The 22492-nt window shown below is 50.9% G+C and carries 22 protein-coding genes; all 22 read right to left on the reverse strand.

Going from position 1 to position 22492, the window contains the following annotated elements:
* Window positions 1-258: 258 nt before the first annotated feature.
* The gene (hpf, locus tag F1379_RS13605; protein ID WP_150270491.1) at window positions 259-810 is read right to left on the reverse strand and encodes a ribosome hibernation-promoting factor, HPF/YfiA family; all 552 of its coding nucleotides are present in this window, start codon (window positions 808-810) and stop codon (window positions 259-261) included.
* A gap of 238 nt (window positions 811-1048) precedes the next feature.
* Window positions 1049-2479 (reverse strand): S-layer homology domain-containing protein, encoded by a 1431-nt coding sequence (locus F1379_RS13610; protein ID WP_162551161.1) that lies wholly within the window; start codon window positions 2477-2479, stop codon window positions 1049-1051.
* Between the two features lie 505 nt (window positions 2480-2984).
* Entirely contained in the window at window positions 2985-3182 is a 198-nt protein-coding gene (locus F1379_RS13615; protein WP_068724647.1) for a cold shock domain-containing protein, read from the reverse strand.
* 226 nt (window positions 3183-3408) lie between these two features.
* Window positions 3409-3744, reverse strand: a complete 336-nt coding sequence (fliT, locus tag F1379_RS13620; protein ID WP_150270496.1) for a flagellar protein FliT — start codon at window positions 3742-3744, stop codon at window positions 3409-3411.
* Complete coding sequence (gene fliS, locus F1379_RS13625) at window positions 3737-4126, reverse strand: flagellar export chaperone FliS (protein ID WP_150270498.1); 390 nt, start codon at window positions 4124-4126, stop codon at window positions 3737-3739. The genes fliT and fliS overlap by 8 nt, the downstream gene beginning before the upstream one ends.
* A 25-nt stretch (window positions 4127-4151) precedes the next feature.
* Entirely contained in the window at window positions 4152-5675 is a 1524-nt protein-coding gene (fliD, locus tag F1379_RS13630) for a flagellar filament capping protein FliD (protein ID WP_150270505.1), read from the reverse strand.
* Window positions 5676-5693: 18 nt separating this feature from the next.
* A complete protein-coding gene (locus tag F1379_RS13635) occupies window positions 5694-6083 on the reverse strand; it encodes a flagellar protein FlaG (protein WP_150270507.1) in 390 nt (129 codons plus the stop codon).
* A 177-nt stretch (window positions 6084-6260) separates the two neighbouring features.
* A complete protein-coding gene (locus F1379_RS30535; RefSeq protein ID WP_275262389.1) occupies window positions 6261-8342 on the reverse strand; it encodes a flagellin N-terminal helical domain-containing protein in 2082 nt (693 codons plus the stop codon).
* 144 nt (window positions 8343-8486) lie between these two features.
* Entirely contained in the window at window positions 8487-8717 is a 231-nt protein-coding gene (csrA, locus tag F1379_RS13650) for a carbon storage regulator CsrA (RefSeq protein ID WP_150270509.1), read from the reverse strand.
* Window positions 8711-9157, reverse strand: a complete 447-nt coding sequence (gene fliW, locus F1379_RS13655; RefSeq protein ID WP_150270511.1) for a flagellar assembly protein FliW — start codon at window positions 9155-9157, stop codon at window positions 8711-8713. The genes csrA and fliW overlap by 7 nt, the downstream gene beginning before the upstream one ends.
* Before the next feature lie 87 nt (window positions 9158-9244).
* Entirely contained in the window at window positions 9245-9808 is a 564-nt protein-coding gene (locus F1379_RS13660; RefSeq protein ID WP_150270513.1) for a DUF6470 family protein, read from the reverse strand.
* A gap of 19 nt (window positions 9809-9827) precedes the next feature.
* Window positions 9828-10748 carry a flagellar hook-associated protein FlgL gene (gene flgL, locus F1379_RS13665; protein ID WP_150270515.1) on the reverse strand — a complete coding sequence of 307 codons (921 nt, stop codon included), beginning with the start codon at window positions 10746-10748 and terminating at the stop codon, window positions 9828-9830.
* A 15-nt stretch (window positions 10749-10763) separates the two neighbouring features.
* A complete protein-coding gene (gene flgK / locus F1379_RS13670) occupies window positions 10764-12365 on the reverse strand; it encodes a flagellar hook-associated protein FlgK (RefSeq protein WP_150270517.1) in 1602 nt (533 codons plus the stop codon).
* A 57-nt stretch (window positions 12366-12422) separates the two neighbouring features.
* On the reverse strand, window positions 12423-12923 hold the full coding sequence (locus F1379_RS13675) for a flagellar protein FlgN (protein ID WP_150270519.1): 501 nt from the start codon (window positions 12921-12923) through the stop codon (window positions 12423-12425).
* 12 nt (window positions 12924-12935) lie between these two features.
* A complete protein-coding gene (gene flgM, locus F1379_RS13680; RefSeq protein WP_150270521.1) occupies window positions 12936-13223 on the reverse strand; it encodes a flagellar biosynthesis anti-sigma factor FlgM in 288 nt (95 codons plus the stop codon).
* Between the two features lie 104 nt (window positions 13224-13327).
* Complete coding sequence (locus F1379_RS13685; protein ID WP_150270523.1) at window positions 13328-13735, reverse strand: flagellar protein; 408 nt, start codon at window positions 13733-13735, stop codon at window positions 13328-13330.
* Between the two features lie 222 nt (window positions 13736-13957).
* A complete protein-coding gene (locus tag F1379_RS13690; RefSeq protein WP_150270525.1) occupies window positions 13958-14881 on the reverse strand; it encodes a ComF family protein in 924 nt (307 codons plus the stop codon).
* Window positions 14878-16839, reverse strand: a complete 1962-nt coding sequence (locus F1379_RS13695) for a helicase-related protein (protein ID WP_150270527.1) — start codon at window positions 16837-16839, stop codon at window positions 14878-14880. The genes F1379_RS13690 and F1379_RS13695 overlap by 4 nt, the downstream gene beginning before the upstream one ends.
* A gap of 323 nt (window positions 16840-17162) precedes the next feature.
* Window positions 17163-17606 (reverse strand): glycosyltransferase family A protein, encoded by a 444-nt coding sequence (locus F1379_RS13700; protein WP_150270530.1) that lies wholly within the window; start codon window positions 17604-17606, stop codon window positions 17163-17165.
* Window positions 17607-17780: 174 nt separating this feature from the next.
* On the reverse strand, window positions 17781-18503 hold the full coding sequence (locus tag F1379_RS13705; protein ID WP_150270532.1) for a response regulator: 723 nt from the start codon (window positions 18501-18503) through the stop codon (window positions 17781-17783).
* Window positions 18503-19663 carry a sensor histidine kinase gene (locus F1379_RS13710; RefSeq protein ID WP_150270534.1) on the reverse strand — a complete coding sequence of 387 codons (1161 nt, stop codon included), beginning with the start codon at window positions 19661-19663 and terminating at the stop codon, window positions 18503-18505. The genes F1379_RS13705 and F1379_RS13710 overlap by 1 nt, the downstream gene beginning before the upstream one ends.
* A 56-nt stretch (window positions 19664-19719) precedes the next feature.
* The gene (locus tag F1379_RS13715; protein WP_150270536.1) at window positions 19720-22455 is read right to left on the reverse strand and encodes a stalk domain-containing protein; all 2736 of its coding nucleotides are present in this window, start codon (window positions 22453-22455) and stop codon (window positions 19720-19722) included.
* Between the last annotated feature and the right edge of the window lie 37 nt (window positions 22456-22492).

Consider the following 22492-nt stretch of genomic DNA (forward strand, 5'->3'; position numbering starts at 1 on the left):
TTTCATGCAACACAGATGGTGGAATCGAGCCCATCCTCACAAAATTGAAAGGGCCTCTATTCACTGATTTCGATTCCGCTGCTTCATAAATTGTAACAGTTTGTAAGACAAGCCGCAATACAGGCGGACACAGCCTTATTTTTCATGCTCTATTTATACGCACAAGAGCCCTATTCGCCTCAGGGCGAATAGGGGCTCGGTTAATTATCTACGTTGGTTGAAGCGGATGAATCACTTTTACGGCTCTGTGTATGTGCTTTAATTCTGCTCAATCAGTCCATACTTGCCGTCATTGCGTTTGTAAACAACACTGACTTCAGAAGTCTCAATATTGGAGAACACGAAGAAGTTATGTCCTACCATGTTCATCTGCAGAATCGCCTCTTCGACATCCATCGGCTTCAAGGTGAAGCGTTTGTTGCGTACGACCTCCAGATCGTCAAGATCCGGTTCTTCCACAGCGACCGCGCTTGCCGGTTCTTCCACGAAGAGTGTCTTCAGACTTCCTTCTTGGCGGAACTTGCGGTTAAGCTTGGTCTTATGCTTGCGGATCTGGCGTTCCAGCTTGTCCACAACAGCATCAATGGAAGCATACATATCATCGCTGCGGTCCTCCGCACGGAGCGTTACTCCGGCCAGCGGAATCGTGACTTCCACAGTATGAATCCCACGGACAACGCTAAGTGTTACATATCCTTCTGAGGTGGGAGGTGCATCGAAGTACTTCTCAAGTCTGCTGAGCTTCTTATCAACATAATCTCTCAAAGCGCCTGTCACTTCAATCTGTTGACCTCGAATGCTGAATTGCATGGGCACTCCTCCTTTGTTTACATCCCCATTATACCAAATTGTCAGGGCTAAGTAAAAAGCAAATGCTGCTCAACTTAACAATCCGCTGACAATGCCCCTAATTTACATGGATACCTTTTCAGGCATCCCCTTATCCTCTCTAACGGATAAAAAAGCCCGGACAGAGTATTAGCTCTCTATCCGGGTCTTGTTTAGCTTCCCCCGTGCAGGGGAGCACTATGAAGCAACATGGCAGTTATTACTTGGTGTGAATGCGCAGAATTTCTACCGGCGACCATTGGGTACCGTTACCGGCAATGAAATACACCTTATACGCTGTATTTGCGGACAATCCTTCTAGGCTTAGTGTTCCACGGACACCCGGAGACTGCGTAATGGTTCCGGTCCACGGAGCCAACAATGCAGTGCCTGAGGCATTCTGTCCGGCCGCTATCTGCTCAGCGGTAGGCTGTGCCGCACTAGATGGCAATACCACATATCGCAGATTCGCGGATGGACCGCCTGCATCCCCGTACGACAGGTAGACATCAGCCGTAACTGTACCGATGTTCCCTGGTTCCACGCGGTCAATGGAGAACGCGCTGCCTGCAGCTGTATGCAGCCGCAGCGACGTTACACTCGACCAGTTGCCGGTCGTATCAGCAAGGGTTACATAAGTTACATATTCCGTATCAGGACTGAGTCCGTACACCGACATTGTAACTTGAGTACCACCGGTCACAGCCTGTCGTCCGCTGTTCGTACCTGCGGTGCCTGCGCTGGTCTGCCCGTTAATGACTTGCAGCGCGCTTGGTATGGTTGCACTATCGGTATATGGTGCTACCACATAGTAAACGGCGCCGGTGACCGACGGAGTTAAATATACGTCAGCCGTTACAGAGCCGACATGGCCGTACGTTGCTCCGCTCACTGTAGGCAGTGTAACACCACCGCCACCGCCGCCTCCTCCGCCACCGGTTCCCGGTGTTGGCGTAGCGCTAGGTGTCGGGGTCGGCGTTGCAGTAGGTGCCGGCGTAGCCGTTGGTGCAGGTGTAGGCGTTGTAGTACCTCCACCGGTCGACGGCTTATGGGCCGAAGAGTTGCTGATGATTCCGACGGCTTCAGCGCGGGTCAATGCCCTCTTCGGTCCGAAGGTTCCATCCGGATATCCGTTCAGCACCTTAAGCCCTGACGCAGCAGAGACTGCACCTTTCGCCCAAGCGGCAATTTGTGCGCTGTCCTTGAAGGATAGCGCCGTGCTGTTTGTATTCAATTTAAGCAGTTTGGCGGTAATTACAGCCGCTTCCTGGCGGGTAAGCGGATTATTGGCGCGGAAAGTATTATTCTCATAACCGCCAATGTAGCCGGCACTTACCGCTTTGGCCACTTCGCTGTAGACCCAATTGCTGCTCTTCACATCCGTAAAGGTGATCGAAGCGGTATCCGTGAATCCGAATACACGATTAATAAGGGCTACATATTCCCCGCGGGTTACGGCTTTGTTAGGCTTAACCGTTCCATCGGGATAACCGCCCAGAATCCCCCGGTCAAGCCATTCCTGCAGCTGGCCCTGTGCCCAGTGCCCCTGAATATCCTTCGGTACGGGTGCGGCGGAAATACTGCCCAGGGACCCGAACAACATACTAACGCCGAGTGCTGCAGTGGATAATGCACGCCATGTTTTCTTCATTCTGCTGTCCATCCTCCTATACGTTTTGTAATATCGCCTCGTAATGAGGCTTCGTACAAGGTACGTGTGGAAGCATTGTCCCAGTCTGTTGTCAGCTTAGGCAGCATGAATAGCTTGCTGATCAATCATGACTCATGACACAAGACTTAAGATAAGACAATAAGATCTCCGTTACTTCAAAATGCAAATTAGCATCCTTTCGCTTCCACGTTGAAACATCCGCCTAAGCTTGGAGCGCAACATCTCTTGGCTGAGAGCAATGGCCCAACGACTTACATTACCCAATTTTGGGAGGAGGATAACAATTTCTTTGAAAAAAGCTCACATGAAACTCTAACTAACTCCCGTATTACACTAATAATCAAGCTTCTTGCAGTTCCCTTTGCCCTCATATTGCTCTGCCATTGAACACAAAAAAAGACCCCGGAAAATTTCCGAGATCTACGCAAGCGTTGTCTCAATTGTTAACCATCTACCATATATGTAGGTCGGCTGCGCCGGATGATTATAATTTGATGACGTTAGCTGCCTGTGGTCCGCGTGCACCTTCAACGATGTCAAACTCTACGGATTGACCTTCGTCCAAAGTCTTGAAGCCTTCAGTCTGGATTGCGGAGAAGTGAACGAATACGTCGCCGCCATCAGCAGTTTCGATGAAGCCGTAGCCTTTTTCTGCGTTAAACCATTTAACTTTACCTTCCATTGATTAAACATTCCCTTCGTCATCAAATGAACGTGAGTCTTGCTCACAACCTGACTATACCACCGCGGCTTCTCCGTTGTCAATTGGAATAGTAAATGATTACTTGCAATTATTTACCATTGTAAATTACGCCCCGAGATTGTCCATCCGGTTATATTTTATCAAAAAAGGAGCAGACGCTATATAATACCCGGCTGCTCCTAATATGAAACATTAGGAAATTTATTTATTTGCGGCGGTCCATCAGGATGCTGTCGGGGGTGTAGGCGGATTCGTAGGCGCTGCGCTGCATTTTGGCTTGGTTACGTTTCTGCAAGCCCTCCAGCGCATCCAGCCGATAAGCGTTCATCCGGGCGACGATTGCTGAATCATGCGACATTATTCGAGCCAGTTTATCCTTTTGCGCAGCGTTAAAAGGACTTGATTCGACTTCTGTTCCGATAGCATCGATAATTCGCTGACGTTCTGCGACAAAGTTCTCAAGCTCTTCTTGCGTAACAACTTCTATATTAGAGATGATCTGTATCGTAAGCTGCTCCAATTCCCCAATCAGTTTATCCATGCTGTACATTCTGCCCTGCTGCCAGCTTAGCAGCCTGGGCAAAGGTCTGCCGGAAATCCTGCAGATAGCCGATGGCTTCTTCAGCCTGGGCTTTGGATTTTTTGAGATTGGCTTCTGTGAACAGGTAGCTGATATACTCGTACATCGTTGCCAAACCTTTGGATACTTCATAGGAGTGGTCCAATGTATTCGTTAACTCTCTGACGATAGCCTGGGCTTTACCGAAATTGACAGTCATTTTATCCATATCGGCACTCTCTATTCCGTCTATCGCCATTTTGGCAAAGCGTACTGCTCCATCAAATAGCATTAGCAGTAGCTGCGCCGGACTGGAGGTCTGAACCGAAGACTGACGATATTTTTCGTAAGGAGAACTAATCATTTACACTCACCTTTCTTTCAATCTCTTATGAAGACATGTAGCTTGCCAGGCTGCTTGATTGGCTATTGTACTGGTTGATTGCCGTTTCCATCGCCGTAAATCTTCTATACAAGCTATCTTCGTAATCATCGAGACGATTCTGCATATTGGATATTCTCTTGGTATAATCACTGAGTTCCTTACCCATCATGCTGTCGATTTTGAAATCGGCTGTAAGGTCGGCAGAGAACTTGGAAGTACCGGCCCGAATTGATAATTTCTCAATAGCATTAGTCATTTCAGTTGTAAGCTTACTGAACAGACCAGGTGAAGAGCTTCCGGAAGCACCCTGAAAGACACTAACTACACCCTGGGGATTTTCTGTTAATGCTTTATTCAGCTTTTCTTCATCAATAGTGAGCTTACCATTCTCGTAATACTGTCCTGTTGTAATGCCAAATGCACTGAGCTGCCCAAGCTTTTCCGTTAATGCAGAGCGCATGGCAACAATCGTTGACTTTAATATCTCATCGTTTCTTAGCAGTCCGCTTTTGGCTCTCTTTTCCCAGGCTTCAATCTGGGATTCGCTCATTTCGGCCTTTTGCTCTGTAGTCAGCGGCAAATAATCGGAATCTCTTTCCTCATTCACTTTAGTAGTTAATGTACTGAGCAGTGTGTTATAGTCAGAGACAAAGTTTTTAATCGACTCAAGCGCCTTTGCCGGATCTGTTGAAGTTGTCACTGTAGCCGTCTTGTTCTCTGAGAGCAGTGTGATACTGATACCATTTAGTCTAATACTGTTGCTGTCAAACTGGAGGGCGGTAGTGGTTCCATCAGCAGATTTGACTTCAATCTTGGCCGGCTTATAATCGAAAATCCCGTCATTGTTCGTATCGTCTTCAGCAGCAGGGGTTACTTTCCCTCCAAATAACTTCAGGAATGAGTTATCGTCACTGACTGTCAGTTTAGCAGTCGAGCTATATGTTTTGGATTCAATAGACAGCTTGCCGGTAATTTCGTCAAACCTGGCCATTACATTGGCGCCATCCGTTCCGTTAATCTTTGCCACAGCTTCGTTAATAGTAAGATTACTGGCCAAGCTGATTTTAGTATTATTAATGGTGACGGTATAAGTCTCAACTTCCGTTCCGCCACTTTGCTTCTGGAGGGCAGCCAATGTAGAACTAGAGGTTAAACGGGTACCCCCGTCTTTACTCATAGTTGCGCCTGATGTCTGAAGTGTGGCTGGTCTTGCGAGTTGTGTAACCTTGATCTCCATGTTGACATTGTTGGCGTCTGCTGAAGCCTCTGCTTTAAAAGCTGTTGTATCTCCAGTAACCGTAGCGCTTTGGGTGTTCATAGCCGTTGACTTTTGATAGGCAGTCAGCTTATTCGTCTTAAAATCAACAAATTTACTGTTGATTTCACGGTAGTTATCTCTTTGCCATTCCATGCTCTGCTTCTGTTGCGTTAATTTATCGATCGGAACCCTCTTGGCCGTCATCATCGACTTAACGATGCTGTCGATGTCCAAGCCGGAAGAGAATCCACTCACTCTAAGCGTTGCCATAGCTATTCCTCCTGCTTCTTAAACCTTCTCGTCCACGATAATGCCGGCAATCTCCATCATGTTCGCCACAATATCCAGTGTTTTCTCAGGGGGGATCTCCCGGATCAGCTCTCCGGTATCTTTGTTAAGAACCTTGACCATTATCGCTTTAGTCTCCTTGTGCACGCTCACTTCGAGTGTTGTGCCGGGTCCTTCCAGTGCCTTCAGCACCTTATCCAGCGCCTTCACTACCTGTTCGTCGCCCTTCGAGACACTGATTCCCTGATTCTCGAGCCTTTTGAGCTGGGAAGTCGTATGAATCTGTTCAATATTAACGTAATCGGTTTCCGGAGCTCTGGCTGCAGGTCTTACAGAATAATCTTGATTAGAGCTGCTGTATCCTCCTGATGTGGGTAAACGGACATCCATGAGAGAAACCCCCGTAACATTATTATATATAGTATTTATCGGATTTCCGGGCCAGTATTTAATATGTATAGTGCAAAATAATTAGAAAGATTTGCCTAAACACAAGATTTAGACACTAAAACAACCGCCAAAGATAACTTTGGCGGTTGAGAGTAATGCAAGATAAAGCGGATAAAATTAACGAAGCAATTGCAGTACGCCTTGCGGCTGTTGGTTAGCTTGAGCCAGCATCGCTTGAGCGGCCTGTGCCAAGATGGAGTTCTTGGTCTGGTCGCTCATTTCCTTCGCCATGTCAACGTCACGGACACGGGATTCAGCGGCTGTCAGGTTCTCGGAAGCTGCACCCAGGTTGTTGATAGTGTGCTCCAGACGGTTCTGGTTAGCACCCAGTTTACTTCTTTCTTGGGATACTACTTCGATAGCGTTGTTGATAACAGTGATAGCACTGTTAGCCGCGCTGATCGTGGAAACATCAATTACATATTCATTGGTAGTGCCATTCTTGATGGCGTTCGCTCCATAGTTTACGTCTGCAACAGTAACACCGTCTTGAAGAGTCTGAGTTTGTCCAGCTGCACTGGATTTTGAAGTAATACCCAGAGCGTCAGCACGCATATCAGACATGGCAAGTTTCAGATTCTGATCCTTGTTGGCACCGATATGGAAGTTTACAGAAGCATCCGCACCGGCAGCTCCAGTTGCGGCAGTGGTGTTGAAGCCCAGATTAGCGGCCAGCTCAGTACCGGTGAAAGTAATGCTGCTGCCTGCGCCTTCTTTGGAGCTGCTTACCTGGAATCTCACGCGATCCGTATCAGCAACAGCCAAAGTCTTCACTTCAACGAAGTTGTTCTTACCAGCTCCTGCGATAGCAGTGTTGATCGCTGATTGAATCGTGTTGGCCAATACATCCTTATCGGAGTAATCAGTAGCACCGATCGAAACAGTGTACGCATCGCCGTCAACATTGACAGTCAAAGTATCATTTTTGGCCTTACCAAGCTCAATGTTAGCTTCAGTCAGACCTGCCAAAGCACCAGCTGTACCGGTAATGGAAGTAATACCATTGCCTTTACCCGCTGCAGCAGTTGTCCATTTAATAGCCTGACCTGCGCCTGCATCAGCAGAGAAGGTAATATCGCCTGAATTAGCGCCCAAAACAGCGTCAGCCTTAGCTTCAATTTCTGCCGCCAGAGCCTGTGCATCATTGTAGGTACCGTCACCTAAAGTGATGTTTACTGGCGTAATAGTAGTGCCACCGTCTTTGGTGTAATTAATAGTCATCTTGTTATTGGCAGCATTACCGTTGTCAGCAACATCAGCAGCTCCACCAGCGAACAGAATGCTAGCAGCATTACCACCGGTGATGGAGATCTTACTGTCCGCACCCTTGCCACCGTCAGTAATAACCAACTTGCCGCCCACTGAAGAAACAGTAATTGCCGCAGCATCTGCGTCTGTACCGTGATAAGTACCCGAGTCCGCTGCCGTATTAGTATGGCCTGAAGCGAAAGCAGCCTGAAGCTGTGTTTGAATACTGGCTGCAACACCAGCAGCTGTTGTCTGCGTGTCATCAATGACGATCGTACGAACAGCATTGCCAATTTTGACGGTCAATTCGTTGCTTCCAGCTGCCAGAGAATCTGCTAAGGTATCGTCAAATGCAACGCCGCTGGTCAATTTACCAGAAGTGCCGCTATGAATTGTGACTGCTGCGCCTTGAGCCAAACCGGTTCCTGTGCCTGAAGTTGAAGCATTGCGAACTTCCAATAAGTCAGCACCAGTACCGATTTTATCAATCGAGCTAGCATTCTTTACAGCTGCAGTTGCTTCGGTCTTGTCCTTCGAACCATTAATCAGCTTCTGAGTATTGAACTCAGTAGTGTTACCGATACGGTTGATTTCGTCGGCCAATTGGTTAACTTCGTCCTGAATGCTCTTACGGTCGCTGTCAGTGTTCGTTCCGTTCGCGGATTGAACAGCCAGCTCACGCATACGCTGCAGGATGGAGTGAGTTTCGTTCAGTGCACCTTCAGCTGTTTGAATCATGGAAATTGCGTCCTGCGAGTTACGGGATGCTTGATCCAGACCGCGGATCTGGCCGCGCATTTTCTCGGAGATCGCCAGACCGGCAGCGTCGTCGCCTGCACGGTTAATGCGAAGACCGGAAGACAGCTTCTCGATGTTCTTGCTTTGGTTCGTTGTGTTTACGCTCAATTGACGCTGAGTGTTCAACGAAGCAATATTGTGGTTGATAATCATTGGTTATTTCCTCCCTGAAATTGGTTGATCCACATCCATGTGGTAACAATGTTGTTAAGGTCGGCCGCCCCGCCAATCATTGCCTATTATATATATCGTCCGCTTCCGAACAATTTTTATAGCTTTTGAGCTTCACACGAAAAATTATTTTTGCTTCAACCGGTCAAGTAGTGCATTCAAGGTCTGGGGAGCTGGCGCTGCCGATTCAACGTTGGACTCTTTAATGGACAAGTAGACCTCTTGCCGGAAGATATCTACATGCCTCGGCGCATTGATTCCGATCTTGACCGTATCGCCTTCTACGGCCAGAACAGTAACCTCAATATGGTCCTGTATGACAATAGACTCACCTTTCTTACGCGAGAGTACTAGCATGGCGTCTCCTCCCCTTCTGCATTGTCGCTCACCCAAAGAAATTGTTTGGTGGAATAGTGCGATTTATGGAGAACTACTTGCTTGGCGGATTGATTATCCGGATTGAGAACAATGGGTGCAAGCAAGTTCAACGTGGATTCTTCTAACGTTTCCCTTAAGGTCACGATTGTTCTCACCAATACGGCTTCGGTTATTTGCAATTCTTCCGTATCAGACTCCGGTAATTCAAATTCATATTGCGGATAAAATATAAATGGGTCCGTTAACAGAAAACACAAGGTCTCCGTATGCAGAGATTGCAAATAAGAGAACAATCCACCCTCCAGATCGATGACAGCAAAATCCGTTTCCTGCTCAAACCCGGGAATTCCCTTGGCAAAATGATAAATCCGTTCGCTTTCAACCTCCACTTGCCCCATTGACGCCGTTTCAATAATCATTGCAAGCAGCACTCCTTGTATCTTAAATTTAGTTATTAAAAAGGCTATAGACGGTTCAAACCCATCTATAGCCTTAGCTTATAGTTACTATACTTGAGTATCAATCACTTGCGGCGTAAAGCTCAGCGAAGGCTTTTGCCGCATATAAATTTCAACCGATGCCGGTGAATACCGGTATTCGGGCAAGTGAGACTCCGCCTGGAAATGCACCTCACCCTTTGTGTACTCCATTTGCACCGGCGACGGTGTAACATGGATATCTACATTATCATAGGAAGGGGTCTCCCGAATCTCTGGATACGAAACCGGCTGCCAGTCCGTTCCATACACTTCAGCAATCGTATTGCCTGGCTTATGGAAGTTGGCCATCCGCTCTCCCTGCTCCATCCGTTTAGCAATGGCCTGCAGCCACATTTGTTCCACTCCGGAATAAATCCGCTGGCTCATTTCCGGATAAGTTCCGCCCGTATACACCGCGCGGGCTTTGGACTGGTCTATGATAACCTCGGCAGGAGCCTGATGAATATTCCATTTTCCAGGCGTCGTCGTGATCTGCAGATCAGCTTTGGGTTGGCTCATCTCCAATTTGCCGGGCGTTGTGTCAATGCCGATTAATGCCCGGGTCTGAGAATACTGCACTTCGACTTTCAATGCGTATCACCTTCCCCGTTTATCGGATGAAATCAATCAATGTGTTCTGAATGATTTTGCCGCCGACGGACAACGAGGCGTTATAAATATTCTCTTGAATCTTGGACTGTGTCAGCAGTTCGGCATAATCGCCATCTTCTGTCTTGGATTGCAGGTCGGTGATGTTGACCCCTAGATCGCTTAACCGGTTCTTCATCAACTCTACCCGGTTGGACTTAGCCCCGATATCCGCTTGCACTGCCAGGATTTTATCGTACCGTGTATCAATGTTACCCAGCTCGCTGGAGATATCTGCTGTATTACCATTGGCCAGGGCCTCTGAAATCTTGTCAATCACAGCAAATATATTATCGCTGTCCTCACCGCCGAATACCGAGTTACCTGTAATATTAATCGGCAGCTGTACGCTGTCCCCCACCGTATAATACAGCAGGCCGTCGTCTGTCTTAATTGATGAAGCCTTGGACAAATCCACATTACCGTCTTCACCTGTCTCAAACTGGTATGGCTTATCCATATAAGCCTGGCCATTAAAGATATATTTACCTTTGAACTGGCTATTGGCGATATCAACCAGCTGTTCCTTCAATTGTTTAACCTCGGCATTAATACTATTGAGTGCCTCTTGAGGATTAGATCCGTTGGCCCCGGTTACAGAGATTTCACGCAAACGCTGTACTACAGCCCCAGTCTGCGTCAAGATCGTATCATTAAATTCCAACCATGAAGTCGCATCATCCACGTTCTCCTGATACTGTTCATTCGCCGACAATTCAGCACGGTAGCGCAAAGAATAGGTAATACCTACAGGATCATCGGAAGGCTTGTTGAGCTTACGTCCGGTAGCAAGCTGAATTTGCGTTTCGTTCATCGTACGCGCGTTCCGGTTAAGATTAAGCAGCAGCTGTGAATTCATCATGTTTGAAGTTACTCTTAACATCTCTTAAGCCTCCTCCTATCTGCCCACGGTACCGGTGGAATTAATTAATTTATCCAGCATTTCGTCATACGTCGTCATAAAACGGGCAGCGGCACTATAAGCATGCTGGAACACAAGCATATTCGACATTTCTTCATCCAGGGAAACCCCGCTTACAGATTGACGGCGGGCATTGACCTGCTGTACCAGATAATCCGAATTTTCCGTTTGGCGGGTAGCTTCTTGGGACTGGATCCCAAGCTGCCCTACCAACGTCTTATAAAAGGCTCCTGCCGTCCCCTTGATTCCGGTAGTCGGAGAGGTGAACGTGCCGATTTGCTGATTGGCGAGCAATAACGCAATCGTATTATTCCCCTTGACTACTGCTTCTGCATCACCAGTTCCCGATGTCCGCAATGAAGTTGCAAGCAGGCTGCTGTCGGCGGCAATCAGAGGATTGAGCATAATATTACCTGCAGTGATCTGAGTTCCGTCTCCATTGATAGTGAACAGAGGTTTACCGGGATTAATCGTTCCATCCATGGTGTACCCCAATTGATGGAGTCCGTTAAGCCCTGCCACAGTTGCTTTAACATCCGCACTAAGCGCAGCACCCTTGGGAAAGGCACTTCCAGCCGAAATGGTGGAAGTCGAGCCATCAGCATTAGTTACTGTTGCTTCAGTGCTCAGAACCGTCCCTTCGGGCAGGACCGATCCTCTAGGCAGAGTAACCTCAATTTCACCATTGGCGATTGTGTTGGCAATATTGTCGAGTTGCCCCTTATAATCGGCCACATATTTCTGCTGGGAAGAAATCATTCCATGCACTTCGCCCGACTTCAAATCACCGGAGGCAAAAGCAGCGTTAAGGAATGCACTGTCGATGGTAGCCGGCGGCCCATTAGGAGTGACCAAGGCTTGTCCACCCATAGAAATGCTGTATCCGTAATCCGTATCGACAACACTGATATTCATAATTTTGGATAACTTGTCTGTCAACAGATCACGTTGGTCACGAAGATCATTAGCGCGGTCTCCCATGCTCTCAATCTTGAAGATTGACGCATTAAGGTCGGTAATTGAGGACAAATATCCTTGGATTTCAGTCGCTTTAACGGCAACATTGGAGGATAGATCCTTATCCAGGCTATCGAGCTGCTTGCTCATATAATTCAAGGCATCAGTTAAGGACTGGGTAGTCTGGGCGACAATCTTCCGTGAAGTGCTATCCTCCGGGTTCTTACTGAGATCCGACCATGCTTTCCAGAAGTTATCCAGAACTGTATTAAGCCCGGTATCCGAAGGCTCGTTAAAGATGGCTTCCAGCTTGTCGAGTGTATCGGACTGGATGGACCAACTGCCGAGCGAGGCATTCTCACCGCGGTACTGGTCGTCCAGGAACGTCTCACGGATACGGTCAATCGAACCGAATTCTACGCCGGTACCCAACTGGCCGGGAACTGTCGAGTTATTGAGGCCGTAGGCTTCAATAGGAATGGAAGCAGTCATATTGACGCGTTGGCGGCTGTACCCTTCCGTGTTGGCATTGGCGATGTTATGGCCGGTTGTATTCAGTGCCGCGGTCTGGGTGAACAAGCTCCGTCTGGCCGTCTCGATTGAATGAAATGTGGATGTCATGCTGGTAGTTCCTCCCTTGTCTTGGACCCGGCAATACTTTCTGCCTTAAGGACAGTGTTATCCGCGGGCGTCAAAAATCCCCGGCCGCGCGCTGCCGCTGCTCTTATCGGACGGATGGTGATACGTAAACTCCTGGTTGGGTCTGCCGACCAGCAAATCCAGGGAATAGTCTATAAATGAAAGCGACTGCTCAATCAGCTTCTGGTTCAGATCATTCGCATGCTTCAAGCGGTGCAAGGTGTCTGATAGCTTCTGCTGAATGTGCTGCAGCCGCATTTTGTCTTCAGGGTCAAATACAAGACGGGTAAGCTCGGTCAGATTAAGCTGTAGATTGGAACGGATGCCTACAGACTGAATATAGGCATAAGCCGCCTCTGACCGTGCTTCCTCAAGTATGCCAATTTGCTTCATCAGCTTCGACTCTTGATTCATGATGTCGATCAGGCCGTTAACCTTGTTGTCCATTATCGTCTGTTTCTTGACGGCGGCCAGATCGAGCATCCGGAGATGAGCCTCGTCCAGCCGTTCAAGCGATTCAATCAAAGTTGTCAATGGCATGGATGGGATCACCTAATTCTCGGAGGATTGCTTAAAGTAAGGGGCGAGTTTCTCTGCGAGTTTGGCTGCGTCTACTTGATAGGTACCTGCGGAGACTTGTTGCTTCAAGCTTTCAATTCTTTGCGCGCGTTCTGTATCCACTTTACCGCTGTTCTGGGCTTCCAGAAGCTTCATCGCTTCACTTGAAATGGACACCTCGTCGGTGCGCATGCTCTTCTTGATCTGGTCCTGCTTCTGCGTTTCAGCGGTGCGCTGGTATGGATTGATGGCGTTAATTCGTCCGCTCTCGTTAATCTTCACAACTTCACCTTCCTTCTGAATAAATAAAAATACCGATAATCTTTACTAAGTTTATCGGCAATCGCTGAAACATTCTTAATAGTTGCAAGCGTTATTTTGCGAAATTATTGTTTCCGGAATTTGTCAACCGCACGATATGCTGCTTCTGTAGGCTTAGGAGTACTCGCGCTCTCCATGGTTTGCTTAATCTGATTGATGTCTTTGCTCAGGCGGCTCCGGCAGCTGTCGCACATATGTCCTTCTCTGATCAAAGTTCCGCAGACTTCACAGGGAACCATCATATTAGGGGCATTGGCAATCGAAATCCGTCCTTCGCGGATGAACCGCGTAATTTCCTTGATTGGAATCTCCGTAACATCGGACAGCTCCTGAATATTGGTTCCTCTGTTCTTGCGGAGGTATTCCACACAGATTTCGTATTGGTGCTCCAGCTCCTTGAGACAGGGCTGGCACATATCCGAGGGGTTCTTGACAAATAACCGGCCGCATCTAGGGCAATTGTCTACATTCATTTCAATAGCGGCTCCCTTCAATACATTGTGTACAAGGTATAAAATCCTTATGCTAAGATTAACTGATTTCAAAAACTTAGTCTACGATTACTATCGGCTAGAGCCCTGGATTATTTTAATGGATATCATTTGAATTGATAATTTTTCCTGTATCAGGACTGTCGCAACTCCAAATCTGCATCAGCCAAGGTCCCAGCACCATAATTCCCCGGCAAAAATGCTCTAGGATCGCGCCCAGGTCAGGCTGCATATTTCAACTTTACCCTCTAAGCTTCCGCCCGGCTGGCGGATCAATGCCTCGGCACATGCCCTCAGTGTACTGCCGGTAGTATAGATATCGTCGACAATGACAATCCGCAGCGGACGGCCGGAGTCAAGGGAGTTGCGCAGCAAGGAGGCAAATTGTCCCTGTAATGCCGAATCGGTACTGGCGGCAAAAGCATGCTTCATATCAGCGAGCCGCTCCGCCCGGCTCTTGAAGCTCTGTTTGGCGGTATGCTGTGTACGGACAAGCAGCGGAAGCTGGAGAATTCCCCGCCGCGCGGCGAGCACCGCCGCCAGCTGCCCTGCCTGGTTGAAGCCCCGTTCGGCCAGACGGGTACTGCTGACCGGAACCGGGACAAGCAAATCGGCCTGCCAGCGGTCTGTCCGTTTGCGGGGAAGCAGAGAGGACCAGATTTTGTGAGGAGATGCAGCTCCCATAATTAGTCCGGAATCTGCTTCTAAGACAGCATTCTGGTTAGCTGTGTAACTCCACCGGCTTACGCTGCCGTTCTCCATCGCTTCCTGCATGGCGTTGTAGGCCCGGTCCAGCATGAGCCCCAGCACCTGGGCAAGCCGCTCGTTGCCACGGTATTTATATTGGCCCAGTATCTCGCGCATCTCCGATGTATAGCTCACCGCGCTGCGGTTATACAGCAAGGGGCCCGGTTGGCGGCTGCGGCTGCAATCGGGACAACCCACCGGACGCCCGCATGTCCGGCAGCGCGGAGCCTTGATCCAGGGAATAGCCGATTCACAAGCCAGACATATTCCCGGAGTCTGCGCAGAGGGTGCGTGCGCCTTCCCGCAGAACAGGCATACCGGGTGGGCGGGGGCAAGCAGCATTTTAGCGGCACTTAGCCAGTTACTCCATTCGACTCTCATCGTTTCTCCTTCTGCAAATAACCTTGCTTGCGGGCAGCGTCATTCATGGCCCGGATTTGAGCAACTGCCCTTCGCTGCGCCCGGTTCTGCTCAGGTGAGACCATAAACACCCGGCCTGCCGGGTCCTCCTTGGAACGTCCGGCACGGCCCGCCATCTGCACCAGCGCCGCCTCGTCGAACAGGCTGCTGTCCGCATCCAGGATAAATACGTCACTGCGCGCTACCGTCACCCCCCGCTCCAGAATGGTCGTTGTAATTAGGAGAGTGATCCGCCGTTCCCGGAATGCCGCTACCTTCTCCGCGCGGAGCGGGTCCTTGGAGGAAGTCCCCTCGATTACGGCTCCGGGAAGCTGTCGCCTGAGCAAGTTAAGCAGCGGATCGATATGTACAATGCGCGATACAAAAAGAAAAATCTGCGCGCTTCGCTCCATGGAGTGTTTCAATTCCTGAAGCAGAGCTTTGGGCAATCTGCCCCGCTTGAGCATATGATGTACAGCTTCCGCACGAAGACGCGTTGGCAGCGGCAAGGGATGCCCATGGAAACGAACCGGTACTTTGGCATGCCGGAGTCTGCCCGCAGCAGTCTGCCGCTGCATGTCTGAGGGCGGAGTGGCGGAGAGGTAAATAAAGCTCCCGCCAGGCTTACAAGCCTGCTCGGCCGCAAACGCCAGCATTGGATCGTTGTGAAAAGGGAATGCATCAAGCTCATCTATTATCACCAGGTCGAACCCCTGGTGAAACCGCAGCAGCTGGTGCGTTGTAGCCAGCGTAATATCTGCCCGGTCCCAGCGCCCCGGGCTCCCCCCGTACAGCACGGCGAGATTCGCCGCCGGGAACGCCCGCGCGATGCGCGGCGCCAGCTCCAGCACGACGTCGCGCCGCGGCGTCGCAACCAGCGCCCGGCCGCCGGCTGCGAGCGCTGCCTCCAGGAGCGGGAAGGTGATCTCCGTCTTCCCCGCTCCCGTTACCGCCCAGAGCAGGAACCGCTCCGGGCGGCTGTCTGCGGAGCGCCCGCGCCGCTCCGCCAGCACCCCCAGCGCGGCAGCGGCGGCCGCCGCCTGCGCCGCACCAAGCCCCCACCGCCGCTGCAAGCCGGCGGCGGTGCCGTCGCCTGCCGTGCAGCGCACGGCAGGCCGGGGCGCGCTGCGGACCAGCAGCGCGCAGGAGCGGCTGCGCCCGAGTGCGAGGCAAGCCTCGCAGTAGGCGCAGCCCGCCAGGCCGCACGCGGCGCATGCCGCGGCGCCGGTGGCCGCGCTGCCGCAGCGCAGGCAGCGCGGTAGGGCGCGGCGGCTGCTGGCGCCGCGCCAGGGCAGGCGGAGCGGCGCAGCGCGCTCCCCACAGGCGAGGGCCGCCGTCAGTACAAGGCGGCCCTGCAGCTGGGCCAGCTGGGCGGCCGCCTGCCATTGGCCGGCCAGGCCCGGGAGGCGCTCCTCAATCAGCGCCTCCACTTCCGGCTGGAGGAGCGAGCGTCCCTCCAGCGCAGCGGCCAATTGCCGGGCGGCCTCATCCAATCCTGCCAGCCATGCCGCCCCAGGCCCGGCTACCGTCTCCACTGCCACCTCGCTTACATTTGTAATCTCACAGGGCTGTGTCTCATTCACAGCCCAGCCGTTTCCTCTGCGCTCATAGCGCCGGACCGCCTGCAATGGCAGCCATTCCAGGGTTCCTCCACCCCTCTGTTCCTGCTTAAGTTCTGCCTTTAAAGCCGCTGCCGCATAGCTACGCCAGTGCAAAGAGCTCCATGACTCCATAGCCACAGCCTGCTTCCAGCTATCTCTTAGCTTTACTGCCCAGCCCAGTGGAAGGCTAGGGGATAACACCACCAACTGCTCAGCAATAATGCTGTTTCCGACACCGGCCCCCGCTCCGCTCCACCATAGCATGTCTACCTGTAAATCCAGTGAAATCCACAGTTCCCAGCGTTCCTGCAGCCTTACAGCATATAGGGTTACTTTCATTGCTGTATCTCCTCCGGCAGAATAGTATTTTTAAAACATTCAGCAGATTCACCACAAAAGCGCCATGCCTATAACCACGACTGTTAAATTATTGGTCAGCCACTGTTATGAAGTTCTGCACTTCCCTGAACAATCCTTAATTTCGCTCCTATAAGCAAAACTCCGTGCGCTAATTGAAGAGTATTGTATACATACCTGTGCAACCTTCTCAGCTTTGATGACCGTCCCTTCTGCCCTCCCTCCCATTTCCAACACAAAAAAGCACACTTCTCCACGTTTCGTGCCGGAGAGTGTGCTTCACTCAAATATAAATCGATATTCGGTTAATGTTCGCGTTTGGATCCGAATCGCCCGCTTTCCGGCATTCTCATCAACGGCATCACAGCCGGACCGCCTGCGGTCCGCAAGTCGAGAACATGCTCACCCCAGACTGCGCGCTGCTCCCCTATGTCTTGCATAAGCGCCAGGGGAGCGATATCCACCGACGCGCCGTCCAGCGCCAGCCTTGCTGCCACCGTTACGGTCCGGTCATCCGAACCGTCATCTATCAGGGTTACATACAGAGGCTTGCCGGTCAGGAAAGCCTGAACAGGCAGCATCCGGATATACCATTCCACAACGGCTTCATGATTGCGGGTAATCATTATATAATGCAGCACCTTGCCGATTCGGAGCTTCTGCCGGGTACGCTCCCGGTTATGCAGAATGTGGACCAGCATGGCCGCAAATGCATAAACAACCGCAATCCATATCAGCTGGATGACCATGGCGTTGCACCTCCTCTTATACCGACACTATATGCCGGCAGCAAAAGGTCCGTGACTGCCCATGGATTCGTGCATGGCCCGAATACCAGCTAATATGCTGAATATGTGATACAACGTATGTACCCTTGCCCCCGGTCTGGGAATAACCCCTAGAACCGGCTGAACCTTAAACGGCTATAATGTGACCCAGCCATATTTGATCGAGTTGATAACGGCCTGCGTCCGGTCGTCAACCTCCATCTTTTGAAGAATGCTGCTGACATGGTTCTTAACCGTCTTTTCACTGATAAAGAGATATTCACCAATCATCTTGTTGCTCTTGCCTTCAGCCATAAGCCGGAGAACCTCAGCTTCGCGCCGGGTCAGCGGATTGTTATCGCCGGCCACGAATTTGACGCCTGCTTCCTTCACGCTGGTCTCGGCCATCGCGCCGGTCTCATTGAGGTAGGTCATGCGGCGCAGCTGATTGATCAGCTTGCCTGTCACCTTCGGATGAATAAAGGCATGGCCTTCACAGACGGACCGGATAGCATTGATCAGCGATTCGGCCTCCATGTCCTTCAGCAGATAGCCGTTGGCGCCTTTGCGCAGCGTCTCGAATACATAGCTCTCGTCATCATGAATGGACAGAATAATTACTTTGACGTCCGGAAACATCTCCCGCAGCTTCTGAGTAGCTTCCACACCGTTCTCAATCGGCATATTGATATCCATCAGTACGATATCCGGCTTGTTGACATTGCAGAACTCCAGCACCTGAATCCCGTCACCGCACTCACCAATGACCTCGATATCCTCCTCCATATTTAAAATCCGCTTCAGCCCTTCACGAAACAACTGATGATCATCGGCCAAAAGAACTTTAATGGGCGACTTTCCTGTATTTTGATTCTCCATCACATGACTCCCTTCCCTTCCACATTCGTCGGAATATGGATTATGATTGTTGTGCCCTGATTCTCAGCTGACTGAATTTCCATTCTTCCTTCAAGCAGTTCGACCCGCTCACGCATCCCTACCAGACCGAAGCTTTCCCTGTTGGTCTGTTCGCTGATCTTCTTAATATTAAAGCCTACTCCATTATCCTTTACGACAATCTTAATCAGCTGGGCCTGATAGGTAATCTCCACCAGAACATAACTCGGATACGCATGCTTGGCCGCATTCGACAACGCCTCCTGAACGAGACGGTATACAGCAGCCTCCATCGCCGAGGTCAATCGGTGTTCCTTGCCTCTGGTCTCAAAAGAAGTGCGGATCTTCGTCTTCTCCTCATAATCATGCACATACTTGCGGAGGGTAGGGATTAACCCCAGGTCATCGAGTGCCATCGGCCGGAGATTAAAAATAACCTTGCGCATCTCTTCCAGACTGCCTCGGACCTGCCCTTTTAAATCTATTACTTCGTCCTGTACCAAGCCAAATTCCTGCTTCACCAGCATTCTTTCTACAATTTCCGTCCTTAGGACTAAATTCGCCAGCATTTGAGCAGGACCGTCATGAATTTCCCGGGCAATTCTCTTGCGCTCTTCTTCCTGGGCCAGGATAATTTTAAGCCCAATCATTTGTCGATTTTTGGCGCTTTCGACTATTTTCGACACTTCGCCTAATTCTCCCGACAAATATTCGAGCACAACACTCATTTGCGAACCAATGGACTCTGCCCGGACCACAGAATTTTCGACACTGCGCACCCGCATCTGCAGTTCATCCCTGCGGCTCCGCAAATACGCCTCCCGCTCTCTCGTCATCATCAGCTCCAGCTGCAGCTCCGTCGCCTTTTCATAGGCAACCCGAATATCTTTCTCCGTATAACGGACAAAATCCCGGCTGACTTCCGTCAGCCGGATGCGGGAACGATGATATTGCAGCTCCAGCTTGTCCACCTTTTGAACCGTTTCATCCGTTTCTTCCATCACCCGCTGCAGTTCTTTCTGGAGTGCAGCATGCTCTTCCCGTGCAACCTGCAATATTTCAAATATCTGATACTTGCTGCTCTCCATCACGTCGATGGTATTCTTTATGACGCGATCTATCGCATCGGCTTGAAATTCCACGGATGCTGCCCCATTTCTATCGGATCGTTATAAAGGCTTGCCTTTATATTAACATATCACGATTCGATAGTTACGGTCTTCGTTTTCTGTTCCCAATTTACGGTTAATCCAAGCTGCTCCGAGACTAGGCGGAGCGGTACTAAAGTCCTGCCTTGCAGGATTAAAGGTGCTACTTCAGCGCTTTGCCGCTTCCCGTTCAATACGAACTCCTTCTGGTTGACAGTCAGATCAAGCGCCTTGGCTCCGCGCAGCACCATAATCTTTTTGGTGGTCTGGTTCCACGAAGCACTGCCGCCAAAGGCATCCAGCACATATTTGATCGGCACATAAGTGGTACCTTCCTTAACGATCGGCGCTACATCCAGCGCTTTCTTCGTGCCGTTGACCGTCATCGCTTTCGCTCCGATCACCATCGAAGCCGTCCCCGTTGGAAGACCCGCTTCGCTGGAGAGCGATGGCATTACAAAGGAGATATTATCAAAGGCTACTGTACCCGTCTTGGCCCGTTCATCCTGCCCTTCTTCGACATTGACTACATAGACCCGCTTCAAGCTTGCCGGGAATTTAATACCCGATGCAGACAAGTCGATATTCAGGCTCTTCCAGCCGTTCCAGTCAATCACCTTGGCCAGGTCAATATATACGGTCGAACCGCCTGCGTCCACCACTTCGGCGCGCAGCCAGTTCAGACTCATATCGCCCATCACATCAAGCGACATCGAGGTAGCGGCGGCCGGAATGCTCTTGCCGGCGCTTCCGTTGAGCTGGGCATAAGCATACATTTTGCCGCTGCCTGCCGTCATGTCATAGCTGAGTGACAACACCTTGGAGCCTGCCCGTTCGGCATTTCCCGCAGTAACCGCTGCGGTTCCCGTTACTCCTGCCGCATTGGTCGTAAACGCAATCGGATAGCTTACATTCTCGAAATTCTCCCAAGGTGTAGCTGCGGCCGTAGACAGCACGACTGCTGTGCTGAAGCCGTCATACCGCGCGATTGCATAGCCGGTAGTCGCTCCGGCATTTACCGACTCCACCTTCAATTGGCCATCGGCGACACTGCCCTTAAAGCCGACGAATTCCCACTTCAGTGCCGAATTCGGAACCGTAATCGTGGCTCCGCCCTTGGTCACAGCCGTTACAGGAACAGCTACCGATGCGCCCGCCACCAGTGGTGCAGTGGCCGATCCGGCAGTCAAGCTGCTCAGATCCTCTCCGCCCAATACCGTTACCGTAGTCGAAGCGCTGGCCGCCCCGCTGGTTGCGGTCAATGTCGCTGTTCCTTTTTTCACTGCGGTGGCCACGCCCCCGCTCACCGTCACCGCACCGCCGCTGGATGCCCAGGCCGGATTCGCGGTCGCCAGATCAATCGGATTATAATACGTATCATAGCCCTTTAATGAATAATTCACCGATTGTCCGATCAGGAGCACATTGCTGCCGCTGATCTTAATTCCTTTGACTTCCCCCTGCGGAGCATTCGTATATACTCCCAGTCCATTGACGATACTGCGTTGCTCTGTCCCGTACTCGGTATTAAAAGTAAGTGTGGTAGAGGTCTCCGCCAGAGGCCGGTCGACCATCGTGGTAGACCCTCCGCCGTCCAGGTTAATCCCCTTATAGACGCCGATACTCGTCATAAACGATTGCAGTTCAGTCAGTGACATCCCGGAGCTGTTGTCGTTCTTCTGTACGGCAATCATGTACACATACTGTCCGTTCTCGGAATAGCCGAGTGCTGTACGGGCACGATAACCGCCAATACTGGAGGTCGAACGGGAGAAGGTTGCCGCTTTTCCGTTATTTACCAGGATGGTGTGTCCGCCGATCATCGTCTGCAGGCTGGCCGGATCAAGCTGCTGCTGGGTGGTCTTGGACCGAAGCGAGTAAACAGTGTTTAGGTTCTGGCCTACGGCCAGATGCCCTCTGACAAACTGCGCAGCTAAGCCGTGGGTGCGTAAAATATAGGCACCTTCAGGGACAGCAATCGGTAGTCCACCCATGCCCTCTGCCGAGATTTGGGTGATGACACCGTTCTCTACCAGCACCTCGGTTGGCGTCGTCGAACTGTTTTTCGGCCGTTCCAGTGCCGTCCAGGCATCAGTGTAGATATAGGCAGCATTCGCATGGCTGTAAGTAGAGCTTCCACCTTCCGGACTGTAAGCGCCTTTGTTGATCCCCGAGAGAGGGAACTGGGCACCGTCGGCTGCCGTTACCATGCCCTCAAAAGTAAATTCATCAATAATCGGTTTACGGTCTTTAGTTACGGCAAAAGCGTACATTCCGTCCAACTGCGACGGCGTGGACACTACCACACCTCCCGAGACCTGCCCGCCGATAGGCGCGCCTTCGCCGCCTGTATTGAAATAATCGCCGTTGATCGCGGCAACTGCGCCCGTCTCTGCTGCCATACCGCCTGTGCTTTGGCGTGTCGTCAAGTTGCCGTTTTTGCCGGTCATCACATCAAGCGAGACGTAGGGGTTATTTAAGTCCACCCGGATGACATCCGCCAGTCCGGCCGCACTTTTTCCGGAGCGGGTGGTTGTATATTTATATTTCATCATAATGGCACCGGAAGTAATGACCTCTTCTCCCAGCTTGGTTACACTCAAGGCGGACGCTGCCGCGGCCACCGGCGAAGAACCGGACCATAGCTGTGGCAACCCTTCACTTCCAACTACCGGCATGATCCACAATACTCCCGCGAGCGACGCGGCGATCCACCGTTTGGCCGATGGTCTGCTTTTGCCCTTTGTCCGTCCGCCGCTCTTCTTCTCCATGAACACTTCTTTCATTTTCAGTGTAACTCTCCCATCTCTTTTTTTCGCAGGA

This window comes from Paenibacillus tepidiphilus (assembly GCF_008635795.1).
GTDB classification, from domain to species: Bacteria; Bacillota; Bacilli; order Paenibacillales; family Paenibacillaceae; genus Paenibacillus_AQ; species Paenibacillus_AQ tepidiphilus.

Excerpts from the sequence above, each read along its gene's own strand:
- hpf (WP_150270491.1), bottom strand. The coding sequence starts at position 810 with ATGCAATTCAGCATTCGAGGTCAACAGATTGAAGTGACAGGCGCTTTG.
- F1379_RS13610 (WP_162551161.1), bottom strand. The coding sequence starts at position 2,479 with ATGAAGAAAACATGGCGTGCATTATCCACTGCAGCACTCGGCGTTAGT.
- F1379_RS13615 (WP_068724647.1), bottom strand. The coding sequence starts at position 3,182 with ATGGAAGGTAAAGTTAAATGGTTTAACGCAGAAAAAGGCTACGGCTTC.
- fliT (WP_150270496.1), bottom strand. The coding sequence starts at position 3,744 with ATGGATAAACTGATTGGGGAATTGGAGCAGCTTACGATACAGATCATC.
- fliS (WP_150270498.1), bottom strand. The coding sequence starts at position 4,126 with ATGATTAGTTCTCCTTACGAAAAATATCGTCAGTCTTCGGTTCAGACC.
- fliD (WP_150270505.1), bottom strand. The coding sequence starts at position 5,675 with ATGGCAACGCTTAGAGTGAGTGGATTCTCTTCCGGCTTGGACATCGAC.
- F1379_RS13635 (WP_150270507.1), bottom strand. The coding sequence starts at position 6,083 with ATGGATGTCCGTTTACCCACATCAGGAGGATACAGCAGCTCTAATCAA.
- F1379_RS30535 (WP_275262389.1), bottom strand. The coding sequence starts at position 8,342 with ATGATTATCAACCACAATATTGCTTCGTTGAACACTCAGCGTCAATTG.
- csrA (WP_150270509.1), bottom strand. The coding sequence starts at position 8,717 with ATGCTAGTACTCTCGCGTAAGAAAGGTGAGTCTATTGTCATACAGGAC.
- fliW (WP_150270511.1), bottom strand. The coding sequence starts at position 9,157 with ATGATTATTGAAACGGCGTCAATGGGGCAAGTGGAGGTTGAAAGCGAA.
- flgL (WP_150270515.1), bottom strand. The coding sequence starts at position 10,748 with ATGTTAAGAGTAACTTCAAACATGATGAATTCACAGCTGCTGCTTAAT.
- flgK (WP_150270517.1), bottom strand. The coding sequence starts at position 12,365 with ATGACATCCACATTTCATTCAATCGAGACGGCCAGACGGAGCTTGTTC.
- F1379_RS13675 (WP_150270519.1), bottom strand. The coding sequence starts at position 12,923 with ATGCCATTGACAACTTTGATTGAATCGCTTGAACGGCTGGACGAGGCT.
- F1379_RS13685 (WP_150270523.1), bottom strand. The coding sequence starts at position 13,735 with ATGAATGTAGACAATTGCCCTAGATGCGGCCGGTTATTTGTCAAGAAC.
- F1379_RS13690 (WP_150270525.1), bottom strand. The coding sequence starts at position 14,881 with ATGAGAGTCGAATGGAGTAACTGGCTAAGTGCCGCTAAAATGCTGCTT.
- F1379_RS13695 (WP_150270527.1), bottom strand. The coding sequence starts at position 16,839 with ATGAAAGTAACCCTATATGCTGTAAGGCTGCAGGAACGCTGGGAACTG.
- F1379_RS13700 (WP_150270530.1), bottom strand. The coding sequence starts at position 17,606 with ATGGTCATCCAGCTGATATGGATTGCGGTTGTTTATGCATTTGCGGCC.
- F1379_RS13705 (WP_150270532.1), bottom strand. The coding sequence starts at position 18,503 with ATGGAGAATCAAAATACAGGAAAGTCGCCCATTAAAGTTCTTTTGGCC.
- F1379_RS13715 (WP_150270536.1), bottom strand. The coding sequence starts at position 22,455 with ATGAAAGAAGTGTTCATGGAGAAGAAGAGCGGCGGACGGACAAAGGGC.